The sequence below is a fragment of the Bernardetia sp. Wsw4-3y2 genome (assembly GCF_037126295.1).
GTDB lineage: Bacteria > Bacteroidota > Bacteroidia > Cytophagales > Bernardetiaceae > Bernardetia.
Genome location: NZ_CP147017.1, coordinates 3,351,839 through 3,371,356 on the forward strand (window position 1 = coordinate 3,351,839; position 19,518 = coordinate 3,371,356).

Annotated in this window: 12 protein-coding genes and 1 riboswitch; of the genes, 9 read left to right on the plus strand and 3 right to left on the minus strand. The window is 32.2% G+C overall.

Features of this window, described 5'->3' with window-relative positions; genetic code table 11:
• The first annotated feature begins 8 nt into the window (after window positions 1–8).
• The 3 genes from V9L05_RS13610 to V9L05_RS13620 all read left to right on the plus strand — a co-directional run bounded on the left by V9L05_RS13610 (window position 9) and on the right by V9L05_RS13620 (window position 5,602).
• The gene (locus V9L05_RS13610) at window positions 9–1,547 is read left to right on the plus strand and encodes a hypothetical protein (RefSeq protein WP_338812440.1); all 1,539 of its coding nucleotides are present in this window, start codon (window positions 9–11) and stop codon (window positions 1,545–1,547) included.
• Between the two features lie 103 nt (window positions 1,548–1,650).
• Window positions 1,651–4,581 (plus strand): alanine--tRNA ligase, encoded by a 2,931-nt coding sequence (gene alaS, locus V9L05_RS13615; protein WP_338815424.1) that lies wholly within the window; start codon window positions 1,651–1,653, stop codon window positions 4,579–4,581.
• Between the two features lie 265 nt (window positions 4,582–4,846).
• A complete protein-coding gene (locus V9L05_RS13620; protein WP_338812442.1) occupies window positions 4,847–5,602 on the plus strand; it encodes a Uma2 family endonuclease in 756 nt (251 codons plus the stop codon).
• Window positions 5,603–5,797: 195 nt separating this feature from the next.
• Here V9L05_RS13620 and V9L05_RS13625 read toward each other — a convergent pair whose 3' ends face one another.
• Together V9L05_RS13625 and hutU are read right to left on the minus strand one after the other, a co-directional pair.
• The gene (locus V9L05_RS13625) at window positions 5,798–6,244 is read right to left on the minus strand and encodes a hypothetical protein (protein WP_338812444.1); all 447 of its coding nucleotides are present in this window, start codon (window positions 6,242–6,244) and stop codon (window positions 5,798–5,800) included.
• Between the two features lie 59 nt (window positions 6,245–6,303).
• On the minus strand, window positions 6,304–7,974 hold the full coding sequence (gene hutU / locus V9L05_RS13630; RefSeq protein ID WP_338812445.1) for a urocanate hydratase: 1,671 nt from the start codon (window positions 7,972–7,974) through the stop codon (window positions 6,304–6,306).
• 544 nt (window positions 7,975–8,518) lie between these two features.
• Between hutU and V9L05_RS13635 the strand changes: the two genes are divergently transcribed.
• Window positions 8,519–11,836 carry a leucine-rich repeat domain-containing protein gene (locus V9L05_RS13635; protein ID WP_338812446.1) on the plus strand — a complete coding sequence of 1,106 codons (3,318 nt, stop codon included), beginning with the start codon at window positions 8,519–8,521 and terminating at the stop codon, window positions 11,834–11,836.
• Between the two features lie 230 nt (window positions 11,837–12,066).
• Here V9L05_RS13635 and V9L05_RS13640 read toward each other — a convergent pair whose 3' ends face one another.
• Window positions 12,067–13,392, minus strand: a complete 1,326-nt coding sequence (locus V9L05_RS13640) for an AarF/ABC1/UbiB kinase family protein (RefSeq protein WP_338792701.1) — start codon at window positions 13,390–13,392, stop codon at window positions 12,067–12,069.
• A 267-nt stretch (window positions 13,393–13,659) separates the two neighbouring features.
• Here V9L05_RS13640 and V9L05_RS13645 point away from each other — a divergent pair, with 267 nt between their 5' ends.
• The 5 genes from V9L05_RS13645 to V9L05_RS13665 all read left to right on the plus strand — a co-directional run bounded on the left by V9L05_RS13645 (window position 13,660) and on the right by V9L05_RS13665 (window position 19,414).
• Window positions 13,660–14,253 (plus strand): C40 family peptidase, encoded by a 594-nt coding sequence (locus tag V9L05_RS13645; RefSeq protein ID WP_338812447.1) that lies wholly within the window; start codon window positions 13,660–13,662, stop codon window positions 14,251–14,253.
• 68 nt (window positions 14,254–14,321) lie between these two features.
• A riboswitch (cobalamin riboswitch) is annotated at window positions 14,322–14,503 on the plus strand.
• 202 nt (window positions 14,504–14,705) lie between these two features.
• Entirely contained in the window at window positions 14,706–17,033 is a 2,328-nt protein-coding gene (gene metE, locus V9L05_RS13650) for a 5-methyltetrahydropteroyltriglutamate--homocysteine S-methyltransferase (RefSeq protein WP_338812448.1), read from the plus strand.
• A 61-nt stretch (window positions 17,034–17,094) separates the two neighbouring features.
• On the plus strand, window positions 17,095–17,448 hold the full coding sequence (locus tag V9L05_RS13655) for a cysteine-rich CWC family protein (protein ID WP_338812450.1): 354 nt from the start codon (window positions 17,095–17,097) through the stop codon (window positions 17,446–17,448).
• Entirely contained in the window at window positions 17,448–17,837 is a 390-nt protein-coding gene (locus V9L05_RS13660) for an acyl-CoA thioesterase (protein ID WP_338792697.1), read from the plus strand. The genes V9L05_RS13655 and V9L05_RS13660 overlap by 1 nt, the downstream gene beginning before the upstream one ends.
• 200 nt (window positions 17,838–18,037) lie before the next feature.
• Complete coding sequence (locus V9L05_RS13665) at window positions 18,038–19,414, plus strand: cystathionine beta-synthase (protein WP_338812453.1); 1,377 nt, start codon at window positions 18,038–18,040, stop codon at window positions 19,412–19,414.
• The last annotated feature ends 104 nt before the right edge of the window (window positions 19,415–19,518 follow it).

Here is a 19,518-nt window from a genome sequence, read left to right on the forward strand (position 1 = left end):
TTACACTTATGAATTTTACTCAAAAACCTTTTGAAAATTTACCTCAACAAGCACAAAGTTTACTTTCTGTTTTGTCAGTCTTGCCGAGTAAAGAAATTGCTAGTTCTTTTATAGAACTACATTTTTCTTTTGATGAAGGTGAACAAAATATAGACTTACTTAGTCCGATTTTAGGAGAAAATAGTGGAGAAGATTATATAAAATCTATGTTGATGTCTATCGGCAATCCAAGTGAAGAGTATGTAGATAGCCATATTGAAAAAGTGAGATTAGAAAAAGGCAGAAAGTATATTGAAGAATCTATACAAGAATTTATTAATCAAAATTGGATTGAGAAAATAGCCAAGAACGAAACAGATGAAATAGTCTATTATTTCCTATCACAAACAAACCGAACACAACTTTTAGAAACTCAAAAAGAACAAATTTGGAAACTAACTCATCCATTTTTGCAAAGTTGGGAATACAAAATGCAATCAGATACATTGCTAAACAAAAATTATGAAGAGTACACAAATTACACAAAGCATTTTTTAGAGCTTAATGAAAAACAATTTCCTTTTTTGGATGTAGAAGAGGGGATTATTCAAGATTCTATTGCCAAGATTTGTAAAGAAATTGCTTTATATGCTTTTGATAATGATAAACAAAAAGATTCATTTTTCTTTATCGAAAAATCAGCTTTCCTTCAAAAGAAACTTACAGAAAAATTTCCTAATAATATAGAATATGAAGAAGAGTTAGGAACTATTTATGAAAAGTGGGGTGATATTCTTTATAAATCAGGACATATCAAAACAGCTTTTACTTTTTATAATCTAAAGATTGGAATAGCAGAAAAGTTGGCTTCTCTTTTTCCTGATAATGATGATTTTATTTTTGATTTGGCTTCTTTATATGGAGGTTTGGGAAAACTAGACTTTGAGCGAGAAGAATATAAAAAATCAATGAAATGGTACGAACAACAAGCAGAATATATAAAAAATACAGAAGGTCTTATGGAAGATGTAGATTTTTTGCATTTATTAAATGAAGCAACCAATAAGTTAGCAGAAATAAATGATTTGAGGGGTTATCCAGTAATAGCAATAGAAAAGTATAGGGAGAATTTAGAGTATTTGGAAGACTTACAGCTTAATTTTTCAGAAGAACTGACAAAAGAACAAGAGTTAGATTATGGAATTTCTTTAGGAGAAACAAATCAAAAGATAGGGGATTTTTATTATAAAAAAGGAAATTCCAAAATAGCCATAGATTATTACCAAGACCAAATAGATACTTATAAACTTCTCATTGATGAAGTAGAAGAGACAGAGGAAATAAAACAAACTGAAATAGATTATTTTCAAAATAGTTTGGCTATTGGAACTGTAAAACTAGGAAAATGCTATAAATCCATGAAACAAAATCAAAAAGCATTACAGTTATTCAAGGAAGCTGAAGATATTTTTATAAAAATGATAGAAAATACTTTAGATAAGGAAGATGAAGAAACTTTCACTAAAAGTTTGAATGTAGTACAAAAACTAAAAAATCAAATTGAATAGATTTTTATTCTAATTCTTTTTATCTTTTCTTATCTTTGCGTCTTAAAGAAAAATCAAATCTACCGTGGCTTGTATCCCTACGAGCGACCTCAAAAATATAAACATGACAGCTAAAGAAGTACGCCAAACCTTTCTCAATTTTTTCAATGAAAAACAGCATTTAATTGTTGATTCTGCGCCACTTATTCCAAAAGGCGATACTACGCTGATGTTTATCAATTCTGGAATGGCACAGTTTAAAGATTATTTTTTGGGAAATGGAAATCCTCCTTCCAAACGAATTACGGATACTCAAAAATGTCTTCGTGTTTCTGGTAAGCACAACGATTTGGACGATGTAGGAATTGATACCTACCACCATACATTTTTCGAAATGCTAGGAAACTGGTCGTTTGGCGATTATTTCAAAAAAGAAGCCTTGCCTTGGGCGTGGGAACTCTTGACAGAAGTCTATAAATTACCAAAAGAACGTTTGTATGTAACTGTTTTTGAAGGTGATAAAGACGATAAATTAGCTTTAGATACAGAGTCTTTCGAAATTTGGAAACAGATTTTAGGAGGAGAAGACCGTATTTTGTACGGAAATAAAAAAGATAATTTTTGGGAAATGGGCGATGTAGGTCCTTGTGGTCCTTGTTCAGAAATTCATATTGATTTGCGTACTGATGCAGAACGTTTTGATGTAGATGGAAAAACGCTAGTAAATGCAGACCACCCACAAGTTATCGAAATTTGGAATAACGTTTTTATGGAATTTGAGCGCAAGGCTGACAAATCTCTTGTAAAACTTCCTTCGCAACACGTAGATACAGGAATGGGGTTTGAGCGTTTGGTGCGTGCCATCGAAGGCAAACAATCCAATTATGATACTGATGTTTTTACTCCTCTTATCAAAACGGTTGAGGCGATTAGTGGCATTTCGTATGGTGTAGATGAAAAAACAGATATTGCCATTCGTGTTATTTCTGACCATATTCGTGCTATTTCATTTGTGATTGCAGACGGACAACTTCCATCAAACAACAAACAAGGTTATGTCGTTCGTCGTATTTTGCGTCGTGCTGTTCGTTATGGCTATACTTATTTGGATTTGAAAGAGCCATTTTTGTTTGAGTTAGTGCATATTTTGGCAGAACAGTTTGACGATACATTCCCAGAACTAGATGCTCAAAAAGATTTTGTTGCAAGAGTTGTAAAAGAAGAAGAAAATTCGTTTTTACGTACTTTAGAGGGTGGAATTAAGCGTTTCAACATGCTAGGAGGCAAGATGGTAGAGGATTATTTCGAAAAAGTATTAAAAGAAAATGATATAAAGTTTGAAAGGGAATATCAGATAGACAACAGTAAATCCTTTAGAGCTGATTTTTACTTACCTAAATACAAAAAAGTAATAGAATTAAAAGCAGGAAGGCAGCTTTTAAAAGCACAAAAGAAATACGAAGAAATCTTGAAGAACTCAGAATTAGATTTTAATATTGTATCTAATGAAGATGTTGTGAATAATAATGTTAATTGGTTTAATATATTTAAAAAGAATATTAAAGCTCCTAAATTTGAAAAAGTAATTCAAGGAAAAGAAGTATTTGAATTATATGATACATTCGGTTTTCCTGATGATTTAACAGATTTGATGGCAAGAGAAGCAGGAATGAAAATAGACACAGTTGGTTTTGAAAAAGCACTAGATGAACAAAGAAAACGTTCTCAAAAAGATGCTTCTTCTGAAAAATCGGATTGGCACGAAATCCAAGAAGACAAAAGTGTAAAGGTTGATTTTTTGGGTTACGATACACTTCAAGCAAAGGCAAAAATTGTAAAATGGAGAGAAATTACTCAAAAAGGGAAAACACTCTATCAAATTGTGCTTGACCAAACTCCTTTTTATGCAGAAAGTGGTGGACAGGTTGGAGATAGAGGTTATATTCAAGCCATTGATTCAGATAATGAAAATAATGGAGAAAAAATTAGTATTGTTGATACACAGAAAGAAAATGATATGATTGTTCATATCACAAAAAAATTACCTTCTAATTTTAAAGCAGATTATAAAGCGATTGTAAGTGAAACGCTAAGACGTTCGACTGAAAATAATCACTCTGCTACTCACCTTTTACATGCAGCTTTACGCTCTGTTTTGGGAACTCATGTTCAGCAGCGAGGTTCATTAGTTTCTGAAGATATTTTGCGTTTTGATTTTTCTCATTTTTCTAAAATGACTGACGAAGAAATTGAAAAAGTAGAAACTATTGTCAATCAAAAAATTAGAGAAAATATTGAGCTTCAAGAAATGAGAAACATGCCAATAGAAGAAGCCAAAGAAATGGGTGCAATGGCTCTTTTTGGTGAAAAGTATGGTAATTCGGTTCGTGTAGTTATGTTTGATAAAAAATATTCAGTTGAGCTTTGTGGAGGAACGCACGTTTCGGCAACTGGAAAAATTGGTTTCTTCAAGATTATTTCTGAAAGTTCGGTAGCTTCTGGTGTTCGTCGTTTGGAAGCTCTGACAGGAGAAAAAGCCTATAATTGGATTCAAGAACAAAACAAACTTGTCAAAGAAATTCGTTCGATAGTAAAAGGAAACAAAAACCTAAAAGAGGATGTAAATTCTTTAGTAGAACAAAATGCAGTTCTTTTAAGACAAATTCAAGAATTTCAAGAGAAAGAAGCTAAAAATATCAAGAAAAATCTTTTGAATGAAATAAAGAATGAAAATGGAATAAATATTTTAATTCAAAAAATTTCTATTCCGTCTGCTGATGCGCTCAAAAATCTTAGTTTCGAACTCAAAAACGAAGTAGAAAATCTCTTTGCTGTTTTGGCTGCTGATATTGAAGGCAAACCACAAATAGCTGTTACTATTTCTCAAGAATTAGTAGATGAAAAAGGCTTGAATGCTGGAAAGATTGTAAAAGATTTAGCCAAAAATATCAAAGGTGGAGGAGGTGGACAGCCTTTCTTTGCTACGGCAGGAGGAAAAGATTTATCTGGACTAGATAAAGTAATCGAAGAGGCTTTTGAGGTCTTGTATAAGTAATTAAAACCTCGTTGACGGCAACGCCTCAACGACGGTTACATGTAGGAAGCAACATTTTTAGTCTAACTAGAAATGTTGCTTTTTTTTTTGAATCAAACTTTGTAAACTTTGACAGTCATTTCAGAAGGCTGTCAATAGTTTAATTTTCAACTATTGTCAGAGTTGCTTCGGATTACCGAAAAACTACTGACAAAGTTTTATATTTTCCTTATCTTTATTAAAAGAAAATATAGAAATTAATCAGCCTGATTAAAAATAGAGAAAAATGAATAATTACCAACTTGAGCTTACCGAAGAACAGGAAAAACTATTAATTCCTCTTTTAGAAGCATTAAAAATAGATTTTAGAAAAGAAGTAGTAAATAATAAAAACGGAAGTACACAACCTTTACCTTCTCCACTTACTCAAAAATCGGATTATACAGTTGAGGAGATTGAAGAATATGCAGCTTTATTTCCAAAAAAACACATTTGGAAAAGTTCTGATATTGAAACCTATTTTCCTCAAGATTTAAAAGTAAGCGTACAAATTATTCAAAATCAACTTTTTATTATGCCTTCTCCAAATTTCAACCATCAAGCTATTTCTGAAGAATTAGGTTTTCAAATGGGTACTTTTGTGCGCCAACATAAAGCAGGAAAAATTATTTATGCGCCTATTGATGTTCAATTTGATGAAGATAATTTGTTTCAACCTGATATTATTTTTATTGCTGTCAGTCGTTATCATATCATAGAAAATAAAAAAGTACAAGAAGCTCCTAATTTGGTAGTAGAAATTTGGTCGCCTTCTAATGCAAAAAAGGAAAGAGAAATGAAACACAAAATCTATGAAACACAAGGAGTAACAGAATATTGGCAGATTTTCCCTAAGAAACGTGAAGTAAAAGTAGAGGTTTTGAATGAAGAAGGAAAGTACAAACTTTTTTCAGAAGCTAAGAAAGTTGGAAAAGTACAATCTAAAGTTTTGAATGGTTTTGAGATAGAGATTGAAACGCTTTTTGAGGAAGTAGACAAGTAATCTATTTCTAAAGAGAATTTAAAAATTAACCTATCAAATCCTTTGAAGTAAAAAAAATAGAATAGAACTTTAATAGAAATCAAGAAGAGTAGTCAAAAGAATATCTCAAACATTTTATTACGCAAGCCAAAAGAAGAGCCGAAAATAGGATTGAGAAATTTGTAAAGCCTTTTGAGAAGTATATTTGATTAATGTTCATTTTTTTTTCTTTTTCGCTATTTCGTATTCCAAGTTTTTAATTCTTTCTCTATTTCTCTCTATTGATTCTAAAGACATTACTATCCATTCTTTGTATCGAAATATATTTTTTTTCATGCTCTCATGAGATTCTTCATTAAGTTTTTTTATTTCTTCAGAGTTTTCTAAAGTTACATACTTTGAATGTTCTTGTTGTAGTAGAAAAAATTGACCATTTATGTAGATAATATCTTCGTTATCATCTCTAAAGATATCAAGTGGATTGTCATTTTCAACGAAATATGTATCTGCTGAAATAGGTAAATAAGTTTTCGTTAGCAAATCATAGACTCTATTTATATTATTTTTTATCCTATCTTTCTCATTTTGAATCCTTTTCCACCAAAAATCAATTATTTCTTCTACATCTTCTATTGATAGATAATCTATATTTCTTTTCTTCATAAACAAAAAAATAAAAAAGTAGGGAAAAGAATTATCTTCCCCCTACAAAATAAAAAAAATTATCCCAAATTCTTCTTCAAATTCAGATTAAATTCTTCTGCCCATTCTAAGGCTTTTTGATAACCTGCATCAGCATGACGAAGCACACCCATAGCAGGGTCATTATGCAAAACTCGTTTGAGTCTTTCGTGTGCTTCTTTTGTTCCGTCTGCCAAAATAACCATTCCAGAGTGAATAGAATAACCCATTCCTACGCCTCCTCCGTGATGCAGCGAAACCCACGTCGCACCACCAGCCGTATTGATAAGCGCATTCAAGACAGGCCAATCTGCCACAGCATCCGAACCGTCTAGCATCGCTTCGGTTTCTCGGTTTGGAGAAGCCACCGAACCACTATCCAAATGGTCTCTTCCAATTACGATAGGAGCTTTTAGTGTTCCATTTTTGACAAGCTCATTAAATGCTAAAGCAGCTTTTTGTCTTTCTCCCAAACTCAACCAACAAATACGAGCTGGCAAACCTTGAAAAGCAATGCGCTCTTGTGCCATTTTTATCCAACGATGCAACGATTCATTTTCAGGGAATAATTCTAACAAAACTTTATCACATTCAAAAATATCTTGTTCATCGCCCGAAAGAGCCACAAAACGGAAAGGTCCTTTTCCCTCACAAAACAAAGGGCGAATATAAGCAGGAACAAATCCAGGGAAATCAAAAGCATTTTTTACATTTCGTTGGTCTAGTGCTTGTCCTCTTAGGTTATTTCCATAATCAAACGTAATTGCACCTCGTTTTTGAAGCTCTAACATTTGTTTTACGTGGTGCGCCATTGTATCTAGTGAGCGTTCGGTATAATCTTTTGGGTTTGCATCTCTTAATGTATTGGCTTCTTCAACACTCATATTTTCAGGAAAATAGCCGTTTAAAGCATCGTGAGCAGATGTTTGGTCGGTAAGCGTGTCAGGAGTGATATTTCTATCAATCAATCTTTGAAGTAAATCAATGATATTACAAACGACACCGATAGATTTGTTTTTGCCTTCTTTTTTGTATTCTAAAGCTGCATCAATGGCTTTATCAATGTCAAAATATTTTTCATCTAAATAACGAGTTTCTAAGCGTTTGTCGATTCTCCATTCTTCCATTTCAGCAGCCAAACAAACTCCTTCGTTCATTGTGATTGCAAGTGGTTGCGCTCCACCCATTCCACCAAGTCCTGCCGTAACGTTCAAAGTTCCTTTTAGTGTTCCGTTGTAATGTTGTCTTGCTAATTCGGCGTAGGTTTCATACGTTCCTTGTACAATTCCTTGTGTTCCGATATAAATCCACGAACCTGCTGTCATTTGTCCGTACATCATCAAACCTTTTTTGTCTAATTCGTTGAAGTGATCCCAAGTTGCCCAACGAGGAACAAGCATTGAATTAGAAATCAAGACACGAGGAGCATCTTTATGAGTTGGCAAAATGGCAATAGGTTTTCCCGACTGAATCAAAAGGGTTTGTTCGTCAGACATATTTTTGAGAGCTTTTACAATCAAATCAAAAGATTCCCAGTTTCTAGCAGCTTTTCCAATTCCACCATAAACAACTAAGTCTTCTGGTCTTTCGGCTACATCTGGGTCAAGATTATTGTAGAGCATTCTCAAAACGGCTTCTTGTTGCCAGCCTTTTGTATTTAATTTTGTTCCTGTGGGTGTTGCACCTTTTTCGGTTGCGTTGTGTATGGTCATATCAATTAAAAATTACGATTTACAAAATCAGTATAGCTTATTATTCAATAAAGCTAAATTACTTGTTTTACTGATAAATTACAATATTTCAAGTTGTAGAGAAAACTTTTGATACTAATCGCTTTTCAATCTTTCTAATAAATCTTCTTTGCGACAATGAGAATGGTTTCGTTATAAAATAATTCTTTTTTCCTGTTTGCGATGTCTCAATGGTGACATATAGTATTTTTAATCCCAAATTCATTTAAATAATAAATGAGCATTTTAACAAAAAAAGAATTTTTTAGTTTTACACTCTAAAAAACGCAGCAGACATAAAGTCTTTATTATTTTTTAGAAAGAATTTTGTCTTTATAAAAAAACATAAATATTGGTGGGAATTTTGTAATATACACTTAAAAGTTACAGCCGTGCTAGTAGCATTGATTTTAAGTTTATTTTATTTGAAATTATCATATTGTTTCAAAATATATCAAAATATATTTTCCTCTATTTAAATTCTATCAACTAATTATTTTTTTTCCCCTTTTCTACAAAATGTAAAATGAAAAAATATTTATTTACTCTTTTATTTGTTCTATTTTTTTATCTCTCTTTTTCTATATGTGGTTTTGCACAAATGACTGTTATAGAAAACGATTCTTTAGTTTTGGTAGATATTTATCAATCTACTAATGGTTCTGGTTGGATTAATACTTGGAAGTTAGATCAAAAAATCACGACTTGGAATGGTGTAACAGTACAGAATCAGCGTGTGGTTGGTCTTAATTTTAGTAGACGTAATCTTACTGACAGTCTTCCAAGTTCATTAGGCAATCTTTCTGAATTAAGAAGTTTGAATATTTCTTTTAACAATCTGACAGGTTCTTTGGAAATGCTTACTATGCTTTATAAGTTAAAAGTCTTTAGTATGGCAGGAACTAAATACAAAGAAAGCTATGGAAATGTACCTTCTATATTTGGACAAATGCGCCAACTTACCTATCTTGATATGTCTCAAAATGGATTTACTGCACCTATTTCAGATACAACAGGTTTCTTCTTATTGACTAATTTGCAAGAGTTATATATAAACTCCAATAGTTTTAATGGAAGAATGCAAAACGAATTTGGAGAATTCAAAAAACTTAAAACATTTAATATTTCAAGTTGTCGTTTTTCGGGTGCTTTACCAGCTTCATTGACAAACTTAACGCTCTTAGAAGAATTTTATTTAGCTTCTAATGCGTTTGATTCCGATTTGGGGCTTATTGTTTCAGCTATGCCAAATTTAAGAGTTTTGTCAGCTGCTTCAAATAGACTAGGAAGAAATAGAGTATTACCACGTTTGTTGTATGAGTTGAGCAAACTGACTTATTTAGATTTATCAAACAATGAATACAAACTCTATATTAGTGCGCTGATTTCAAACTTAAAAAACCTACAAACACTTTTACTACAAAATAATAAACTTTCAGGAGAACTTCCTCTGCCTATCACTAATTTACCTAAATTAGTAACTTGCAACTTATCAAATAATTCATTCTCAGGCACAATACCTATACGATTTTATTATTCTCCTTCTTTAAAAACATTAATTCTTTCTCGTAATAAATTTAAAGATGTTTTGCCTGTTGGCTTAAATTTACCTAGCAAACTTAGCTATTTGGATTTGTCGTACAATCTTTTTCAAACCAAGCTTCTCAATAGTGCAGAAACCTCTGTAGGTTCTTTCGATTATTTTCCTAATCTAACTTATTTAGATGTATCATATAATAATTTAGAAGATTTTGATAAAATAGAATTTTATACATTGAAAAATTTAGCTACAATAAAATTAAATAATAATAAACTCAAAGGACAAATTCCCATAAAGGTAGCTTCTATTGTTTCTCTTATTTCTTTTGATATTTCTGCCAATAAATTTGAAGGAACTCTGCCTGCTCAAATAGGAAATATGAGCAAAATTCAAACTTTTAGAGCTTCTACAAATAGTTTGGAAGGAGAAATACCACGTTCTTTCTTTACTCCTTCTTCTACTCTCAGAACATTAGATTTGAGTAGAAATAAGTTCTCATCAATAGAAAATATAGATTCTTTGACACGCTTACAAGTCATCAATGTTAGTAATAATAACCTGACTTTTGGAGATTTGGAAGGTCATATAAAGAAAATTCCTAATTTTACTTACTCTCCTCAACAAAATATTCCAATTATTCAACCTTGTTATTTGCAAGTGCAAACAAGAGGAGAATTTAATCAATATCAATGGTTTTTTAATGGAGACTCTATCAAAAATGCAACAGATTCTGTTTTTGCTGCCAAACGAATAGGTACATATTATGTAAAAGTAAAAAATGATAGTGTTCCTAGATTAATTCTAACTTCTGAAAAAGCAATTGTTACAGAATTTACTGTTCCTGATAATAATTTTCCAAACGAAAATTTTAAAGATACTACTTTTTGTGAACCATTTGAATATCAACTTATTGCTACCGAAACAGGAATTGATTACCTATGGAGTACAGGAGATTCGACTCAAAGCATAACCATTTCAGAAGAAGGTGTTTATACTGTTTGGGTAGATAATGGATTTTGTACAGTGATGGATACTGTCAGAATAAATTTTGCAGGAGTGAAAAATAATATTATTTCTTCTTCTCAACGAGTTTGTAGAGAGGAAAATCCTAGTCTTTTGACAGGGGATTCTTCCTTGGTTGGACACACGTATTTGTGGCAATCTTCTATAGATAGTTTGAATTGGACAGATTTAGACACCACACTCAATTATCAACCTCAAGAGTTATTTACTTCTACTTACTTTAGAAGAAAAGTAACTCCTAATTCATTCTACAACTGTGATGCAAAGTATAGCAATGTAGTTTTGATTGAAGTTTCAAATCTAAAAGTGGAAGCCCAAACTACCAATGTATCTTGTTTTGGTGGAAATGATGGCAAAATTGAACTAGAAATCACAGGAGCTTTTGATGATTATCAAATTCTGTGGGAAAATGGAAGTACAAATAGTTCTTTAGAAAATCTCAAAAAGGGGAATTATAAAGTAAAAGTAATTGATGGTTTGGGCTGTCAGGATTCATTACTTATTGAAATTGCAGAACCTCAAAAATTAGAAGGTAATTTTATTATTAAAGAACCAACCTGTAATTCAGAGTTGAATAATGGAGCAATTTCTTTACTAATTACAGGAGGGACAGAACCTTATCAAACTGTTTGGACATATCAAAGAGATACTCTTGCCATCAATACAAATGAAATTTCGGCTTTAGAACCAAATGAAAACGAAAAATATGAGGTCAGAATCACAGATGCAAATGGTTGTGAGTTTACTGTATCAAACTTTTTAACTCGCCAACAACCTGTTGATTCTCGTTTTAATTACGATTATGATAGTTATTGTAAGCTAGAAATTAATCCAAAACCTACAATTTTAGGAGTAAAAAATGGCTTTTTCTTTACAAATGATACAGGAATTGAATTAGACTCTTTGAGTGGAGAAATTTATCTGAATACATCTGCACAAGGAATGTATAAAATAATCTACCAAGCTGATGAATGTTCGGCTGACACCGTTTTTGTAGAAATAAATGGAGATTGTTTTGCAGGAATTCCTAATACATTTACTCCTAACAACGATGGTACAAATGATACTTGGCAAGTTCCGTTTTTAGAGCGTTATCCAAATGCTGATATAGAAATTTTTGATAGAACAGGTAAGATACTTTTCACTCAAAAAAATGGCTATAAAACAGAATGGAATGGACTTCTCAATGGAATGAAACTCGCTGAAGGAACATATTATTATAGAATCAGAATTAGTGATTCTTTAAAACCAATTACAGGATATATATCTATTGTGCGCTAGAATATTTTTTATTGTTTTAATTCCATTCAGTTTTTAAGAGCTGAATTCGCCAACTACACAAAAAAAGCCTATCAAATTCTTTTGAGTTTGATAGGCTTAAATATGTCCTGCTATTTCAAAATAAAATTATTCCAAAGCCTTTGTTGGTGTTTTAGCTTAGCGACACCAACAAATATATCCACAAATCCCATTCTTAAACAACTTCTATGTTCTGTTATTTCAAAATAAAATTATGCTTCTTTATTTTTATACCAATATGAATCTGTATTTACGGTAGCATTAAGTTCGTGTAATAAGAAATATAGACCAAAATAAGTTCTATTTAAATAAAGTGAGTGTTGTGAACCTCTTGCTTGTTTTGAGTTACGAAGCTCAGGCATTTTAGAAAGACGCTCTCCAAACTCATTCAAATCATTGAAGTATTTTTTATCTCCAAAATAAAATGTATCACTATGAAAAGGTCTCATAGAAAGTGACAATAATTCTTTGAAAACACCTTTAAAAAATTCTCGCTGTTGTGGTGTATCGTCTTCCATCAAAAATCCTAATCCTTCAAAAGCCGTTTCTAATTGAGCATCATCTTCCAATATATTTTTTTCCATAATACTAAAATGCTGCAAATAATATTCTTCTGGAATAACTTTTACTGCTCCAAAATCAATAAAACCAACTCTGCCATCTTCTTTCATCAAGAAGTTACCTGGGTGTGGATCTGCATGAACTTCTTTCAAGACATGCATTTGATAATCATAAAAATCCCAAAGCGTTTGAGCAGCTTTATTTTTTACTTCTTGTGTCGGATTGGTAGCCAAAAACTCTTTTAGGTGCATTCCTTCCAAAAAATCCATTGTCAGAATTCTTTCTGATGAATATTCAGGGTAGTATTCAGGAAAAATAGCATTTGGAACTGCTTCTTTTGTAAGTTTAGCTAATTTTTGTGAGCGTGCTAATTCTAAATTGTAATCGGTTTCAGACTTTAGCATGTCGCCTACTTCTTTCATATAAATCTCCAAATCACGCTCGCTAAGTCCTAAAATCTGCATGGCAAATGGTTTTACCATCCTCAAATCAGAATCTATACTTTCAGCCACTCCTGGATATTGAATTTTGACAGCAAAAGTTTTGTCTCCAATTTTTGCTTTATGAACCTGTCCAATAGAGGCTGCATTCATTGCCTCTTTGTCAAACTGCTCAAAAATATCATTCGGACTTTTCCCCAAATACTGCTTAAATGTCTTGACAACCAATGGAAAGGATAAAGGGGGCGCAGTATATTGAGCCATTTTAAATTTTTCACTATATGCGCTTGGAAGCATTCCTTCACTCATCGACATCATTTGTGCTACCTTCAAAGCACTTCCTTTTAATTCACTCAATGTATCATATACATCACTAGCATTAGCATCATCTAATTCTTGACGACTAAGATTTGGGTTTATTGTTTTCTTAGCATAGTGTTTTACGTAATTTGCACCTAATTTTACTCCTGTTTTAGCAAACTTGGCAGCTCTTTGTACTTTGCTAGTGGGTATGTTGTCTTGTGATTTGCGTTCCATAAAATTTTATATATAGCTATCGTTTTTTATAATTTAGTTTTGATAATATCTTTACTATCAATTCACTAACGGTTGATTAAAAGCAATAGTTTTGAAATTTGTATACAATTATCTTTTTTCTTTATTATAGCTTCTTATTTCTATTTCTACCATATCAGGACTACCTTTTTAAAAGTTTGATTTATATCAATTCAATTTGTAAATTAGTATCTTTCAAAATTAAATAAACTATACATTCGTAGGCTAAAATCTTAGAGAATCTCAATTATGAAAGGAATCGAATTTATTCAAGAAAATGGAAAGACAGTAAAAGCAGTCATTGATTTGCGAGTTCATAAAGAACTTTTTGATGAAATTTTTACTCGTTATCAAGCTGAAACTTTAGCGAATCCAAACTCTACTGTTCATACACATTCAGAGGGACATATTTCAGATAATGTTTCTGGAAATCATGATGCTATCGCACAAAAAGCAATTGAAGCAGCTCGTACTTATTTAGGAACACAGCATGTGATGGGAGGAGTTTCTAGCAATGGTTTGGATTGTTCTGGACTTACTCATTTGGCTTTCAAAGAAGCAGGTATAGAGCTTTCAAGAGATTCACGTTCGCAGGCTGTAAGTGGAGTAGACGTTTCTATAGATAATGTAGAAGCAGGAGATTTGGTTTTTTTTGCCACAGGAAGCGACCCAAATCGTATTAGCCATGTCGGAATTATTACCAAAACAGGTGATAGTAGAGATGATTTGGAATTTATTCATACTTCTACATCAAGAGGAGTTGTCGAAGAGCCTTTGTTTAGATACGAATATTGGCAAAAAGCGTATCGACATGCTAGACGAGTGATTAGTCCATTGGCTTAAATAAAATAGATGTAGAATTAAATTTTATTACTACCTTTGATACTGAATTATAGTTCTTTGTTATAATTTCTTTATCAAGCGAAAAAGGTTTTACGTTACGTAAATTAATAGGGAATTGTGTGCAAATCACAAGCTGTCCCGCAACTGTAAGTATCTCAATAGTTTTTATCCTTGTTGTCCACTGTCAAAAACGGGAAGGACGGTAAAAATGATACAAGTCAGGAGACCTGCCTTCTTCGTATTTGACAATGCTTTCGTGGAATGAAGCAGTTTGTTGAGTTGGTATATTTTATCTCAAAATAGTGTGATAAATAGTTTTACCTATTTATTTCTATTTAATGGGATAAGTGTGCCTTTTTACTATCTACATTTGTCTTTTCTATCTGCCAAAACATTGTGAATTTGTAAGCAATAAGAACTTTTAAATTATTCATTTATTTAAAAGTAATACCATGCGTACACAAAATTTAGGCTATCCGAGGATAGGTAGTCAGCGTGAACTCAAAAAAGCGACTGAGCAGTATTGGTCAGCTAAAATCAACCAAGAGCAACTCTTGGAAGCAGGCACAACCATTCGCCAACACAATTGGCAAATTCAACTTGATGCCAAAATTGATTTAATCCCTTGTAACGATTTTTCTTTTTATGACCAAGTACTTGATACTACTTTAATGGTCGGAGCAATTCCTCCAAGGTATCAAGAATTAGCACAAGACAATCAAGTTGCTGAAATAGATTTGCTTTTTGCTATGGCAAGAGGACATCAAAAAAATGGGTTTGATGTAACAGCAATGGAAATGACAAAATGGTTTGATACCAACTACCATTATATTGTACCCGAATTTGTAGCGAATCAAAAATTTTCTTGGTTTAGCAAAAAAGTAGTTAATGAGTTTTTAGAAGCAAAAAAAATGGGTTTTACTCCTAAACCTGTTTTGATTGGCTGTGTTTCTTATTTGCTATTGGGAAAAGAAAAAGAAACTGGATTTGATAAAATAGATTTATTACCTAATTTATTGGCTGTTTATATAGAGGTAATAGAAGAATTAATAGCTAATGGAGCAACACATATTCAATTTGATGAACCTTATCTTTCCTTAGATTTAACATCAAAAGAACAGGCTGCCATAACAACAACCTATAATTTAATTGCAAAAAAGTTTCCTCAATTGCACATTATCTTAGCTAATTATTTTGATTGCTATGGTGACAATTTGGGTACTGTATTAGATTTGCCTATTCAGACTTTGCATGTAGATTTGGTGCGTTGTCCCTCTCAACTAGAAGATATTCTGACTACCAATTTTATAAAAACTGAAACCAATCTTTCCTTAGGTATTGTTGATGGCAGAAATATTTGGAAAAATGATTTTCAAAATTCACTGTCTATTATCCAAAAGACTATTGATAAAATTGGTAAAGAAAGAGTTTGGATTGCTCCTTCTTGTTCTTTGATACATTGTCCTTGTGATTTGAGCTTCGAAAACAATGAAAAATCACTAAGACCAGAAGTGAAAAATTGGCTTGCATTTGCCAAACAGAAAATCGAAGAAGTAGTTACACTCAAAGAATTAGCCAATGGCGACAATTTGGAAGTAACCCAAAACAAACTTCAAGAAAATAAAGAGACTAATCAAAAACGTAAAACCTCTACACTAATTCATAATAAAGCTGTAAAAGAGCGTGTAGCTACTATTAAACAAAAAGATACACAGCGAAAATCTGATTTTCAAGTACGAAAGTTAGTCCAAAGAGAATCATTGAAATTACCATTGTTTCCTACCACAACTATTGGCTCATTTCCTCAAACGAGTGAAGTAAGGAGTTGGAGAGCAAAATTTAAAAAGGGCGAACTCACTCAACAACAATATGATGATTTGATAGCCAAAGAAACCGAACAAACTATTCGTTGGCAAGAAGAAACCGAAATTGATGTATTAGTTCATGGAGAATTTGAACGCAATGATATGGTAGAGTATTTTGGTGAACAATTAGAAGGATTTGAGTTTTCACAAAATGGCTGGGTACAGAGTTATGGTTCTCGCTGTGTCAAACCTCCTATTATTTATGGAGATGTATTCCGACCAAATCCCATGACATTACGTTGGACAGCTTATGCACAATCTTTAACTAAAAAATGGGTTAAGGGAATGCTAACAGGTCCTGTTACAATTTTACAATGGAGTTTTGTAAGAAATGACCAACCTAGAAGCCAAACATGTAATCAAATTGCTTTAGCTATCCGAGATGAAGTTGCAGATTTGGAAAAAGCGAATATCAAAATTATTCAGATTGATGAACCTGCTATTCGTGAAGGATTGCCTTTGCGTAAAAAAGATTGGGCAGCCTATTTAGAATGGGCAGTTGGTGCTTTCCGAATTGCATCAAGTGGTGTAGAAAATGATACACAAATTCATACTCACATGTGTTATTCTGAATTTAATGACATCATCCAAAATATTGCTTCTATGGATGCTGATGTAATTACGATAGAATGTAGCCGTTCACAAATGGAATTATTAGATGCTTTTTCAGAGTTTAAGTATCCAAATGAAATTGGACCTGGTGTATATGATATTCACTCGCCTAGAGTTCCTTCAAAAACCGAGATGGTCGCTTTAATGGAAAAAGCAAAAGTATATATTCCAATAGACCAGCTTTGGATAAATCCAGATTGTGGACTCAAAACTCGCCATTGGGAAGAAACCAAAAAAGCCATGACCGAAATGGTAAGTGCTGCTAAAGAATTGCGTACAGCAGTTGAAACAGAAATTTTATAACCCTAAAATTATACAGACAGAAAAGTAATATATTTTTTCTGTCTGTATTTCTTTCAAAAAAATGACACAATACTCACCTAAAACTTGTCCTAGATGTAATATAGAATTTATTTGTAAAACAGATGATATTAGTAATTGTCAGTGTAATCAAGTAACTATTAGCAAAAAAACTATAGATTTTTTGAGTAAAACTCAATTTGATTGCCTTTGTAAAGACTGTTTGATTTACTTAAACACACTTGTAAATAACTCTCAAAATTATTTTTTTCCTGCTAGAGAATCGTTGATAGAAAATGTACATTATTACAAAGAAAATGGCTATTGGGTATTTACTGAACTCTACCATTTATTAAGAAATTCTTGTTGCAAAAGTGGTTGTAGGCATTGTGTTTATGGATTTAAAAAAATAAAATAATGACACAAGAAATAGAAGAAAAAATAAAAGCTGCTCAAACACATATTTTTAAAGCTGTCTTTCCTAATACTACAAATCATTATGATACTTTATTTGGAGGAACAGCCATGTACTTGATGGATGAGGTTGCTTTTATTACAGCTACTCGTTTTACTAGACAAAAAATGGTAACTGTAAGTAGTGATAGAATTGATTTTACACATCCTATTCCTGCAGGTACAATTATAGAACTGATTGGCAAAATCAGTAAAATTGGTAATACCAGTTTGAAAATAAGTGTAGAGATTTATATTGAACAAATGTATTCAGAGACTAGAGAAAAAGCAATAACAGGTGAGTTTACGTTGGTAGCAATAGATGAAAACAAAAAACCAACTCCTATAAACTAAATACACTGTGTTTGCTCTATCTTAAAATTATTTTCATTTCAGAATAGCTTTAGAATTACAAAAAAATTCTAGAGCTATTTTTTTGTGGTACGAAAAACAGTTTCCGAATTCCTATTTACTGTTTTTTTCCTACCTTTGTAACATTTAAATCTCTGTATAAACAACACAGCAAAAATACTCAAAAAACACAAAAAATAACTATGCGTTATTACAATCACATCATCGACACAGTAGGCAATACGCCACTTGTAAAGCTCAACAGCGTAAACAAAGGAATCAAAGGAACAATTTTGGTAAAAGTAGAATACCTTAATCCAGGTAATTCTATGAAAGACCGTATTGGACTAAAAATGATTGAAGATGCTGAAAAAGCAGGACTTCTTAAACCAGGTGGAACTGTCATTGAAGGAACATCTGGAAATACAGGAATGGGACTTGCACTTACAGCCATTGCAAAAGGATATAAGTGTATTTTTACGGTTTCAGATAAGCAATCACAAGAGAAAATTGATATCCTACGTGCTTTGGGTGCAGAAGTTATTGTTTGTCCTACTAATGTTTCTCCTGAAGATCCTCGTTCGTATTATTCGATTGCAAAACGCAAAAATCAAGAAATAGAAAATTCATTTTATCCAAATCAGTACGATAACAAATCAAATCAGCAAGCGCATTATGAAAGCACTGCACCTGAAATTTGGAATGATACAGATGGAAAAATTACGCATTATGTAGCAGGCGTAGGAACAGGTGGTTCTATGTGTGGAACATCAAGATATTTGAAAGAACAAAATCCAAATATTGTTACAGTTGGAGTAGATTCGTATGGTTCTATCTTCAAAAAACTAAAAGAAACTGGTATTTTTGATGAGAAAGAAGTATATCCTTATCTTACAGAAGGAATTGGAGAAGACATTTTGCCAGAAAATGTAAATATGGACTTGATAGACCATTTTGTGAAAGTAACTGATAAAGATAGTGCTATTATGACAAGAAGATTGGCTCGTGAAGAAGGTCTTTTTGTAGGCTGGTCGTGTGGTTCTGCTGTTTTTGGAGCTTTAGAATATGCTAGAGAAAACCTAAAAGAAGAAGATGTAATGGTAATTATTTTGCCTGACCATGGAACTCGTTATTTGGGTAAAATCTACAATGATAATTGGATGAAAGACCACGGATTCTTGGAAAGAGAATTTGCAACAGCTGCCGATATTATTCAAAGCAAAAATGGTCATTCAGAGCTTTTCGTTATCGATGAAGATATGAAAGTAGGAGATGCTGTTAAGATGATGAACAAAGAGGGAATTTCTCAACTTCCTGTAAGTGATGCAACTAAAGAAAATATTGTTGGAAGTCTGGTAGATTCAAAAACACTTGCCAAACTTATTGATAATCCTGCTTTGAAAGACATGCCTGTCAAAGAAATTATGGATAGTCCATTTACTTTTGTCTCCATGAACAATACTGTGGATGTACTTTCTTCACTTATCAATAAAGACAATCCTGCACTTTTGGTTCGTGATGCAAACCAAAATGTACATATCATAACACAACAAGATTTATTAATGGCTTTAGCTAAATAAGAAAGACTTTTTATAAAAAACTAAACCGTAATTCTATTTTTATCAGTAGAATTACGGTTTTTTGTTTAAAAATAAACCTCTCAAAATCAACTAGGTATCAAAAT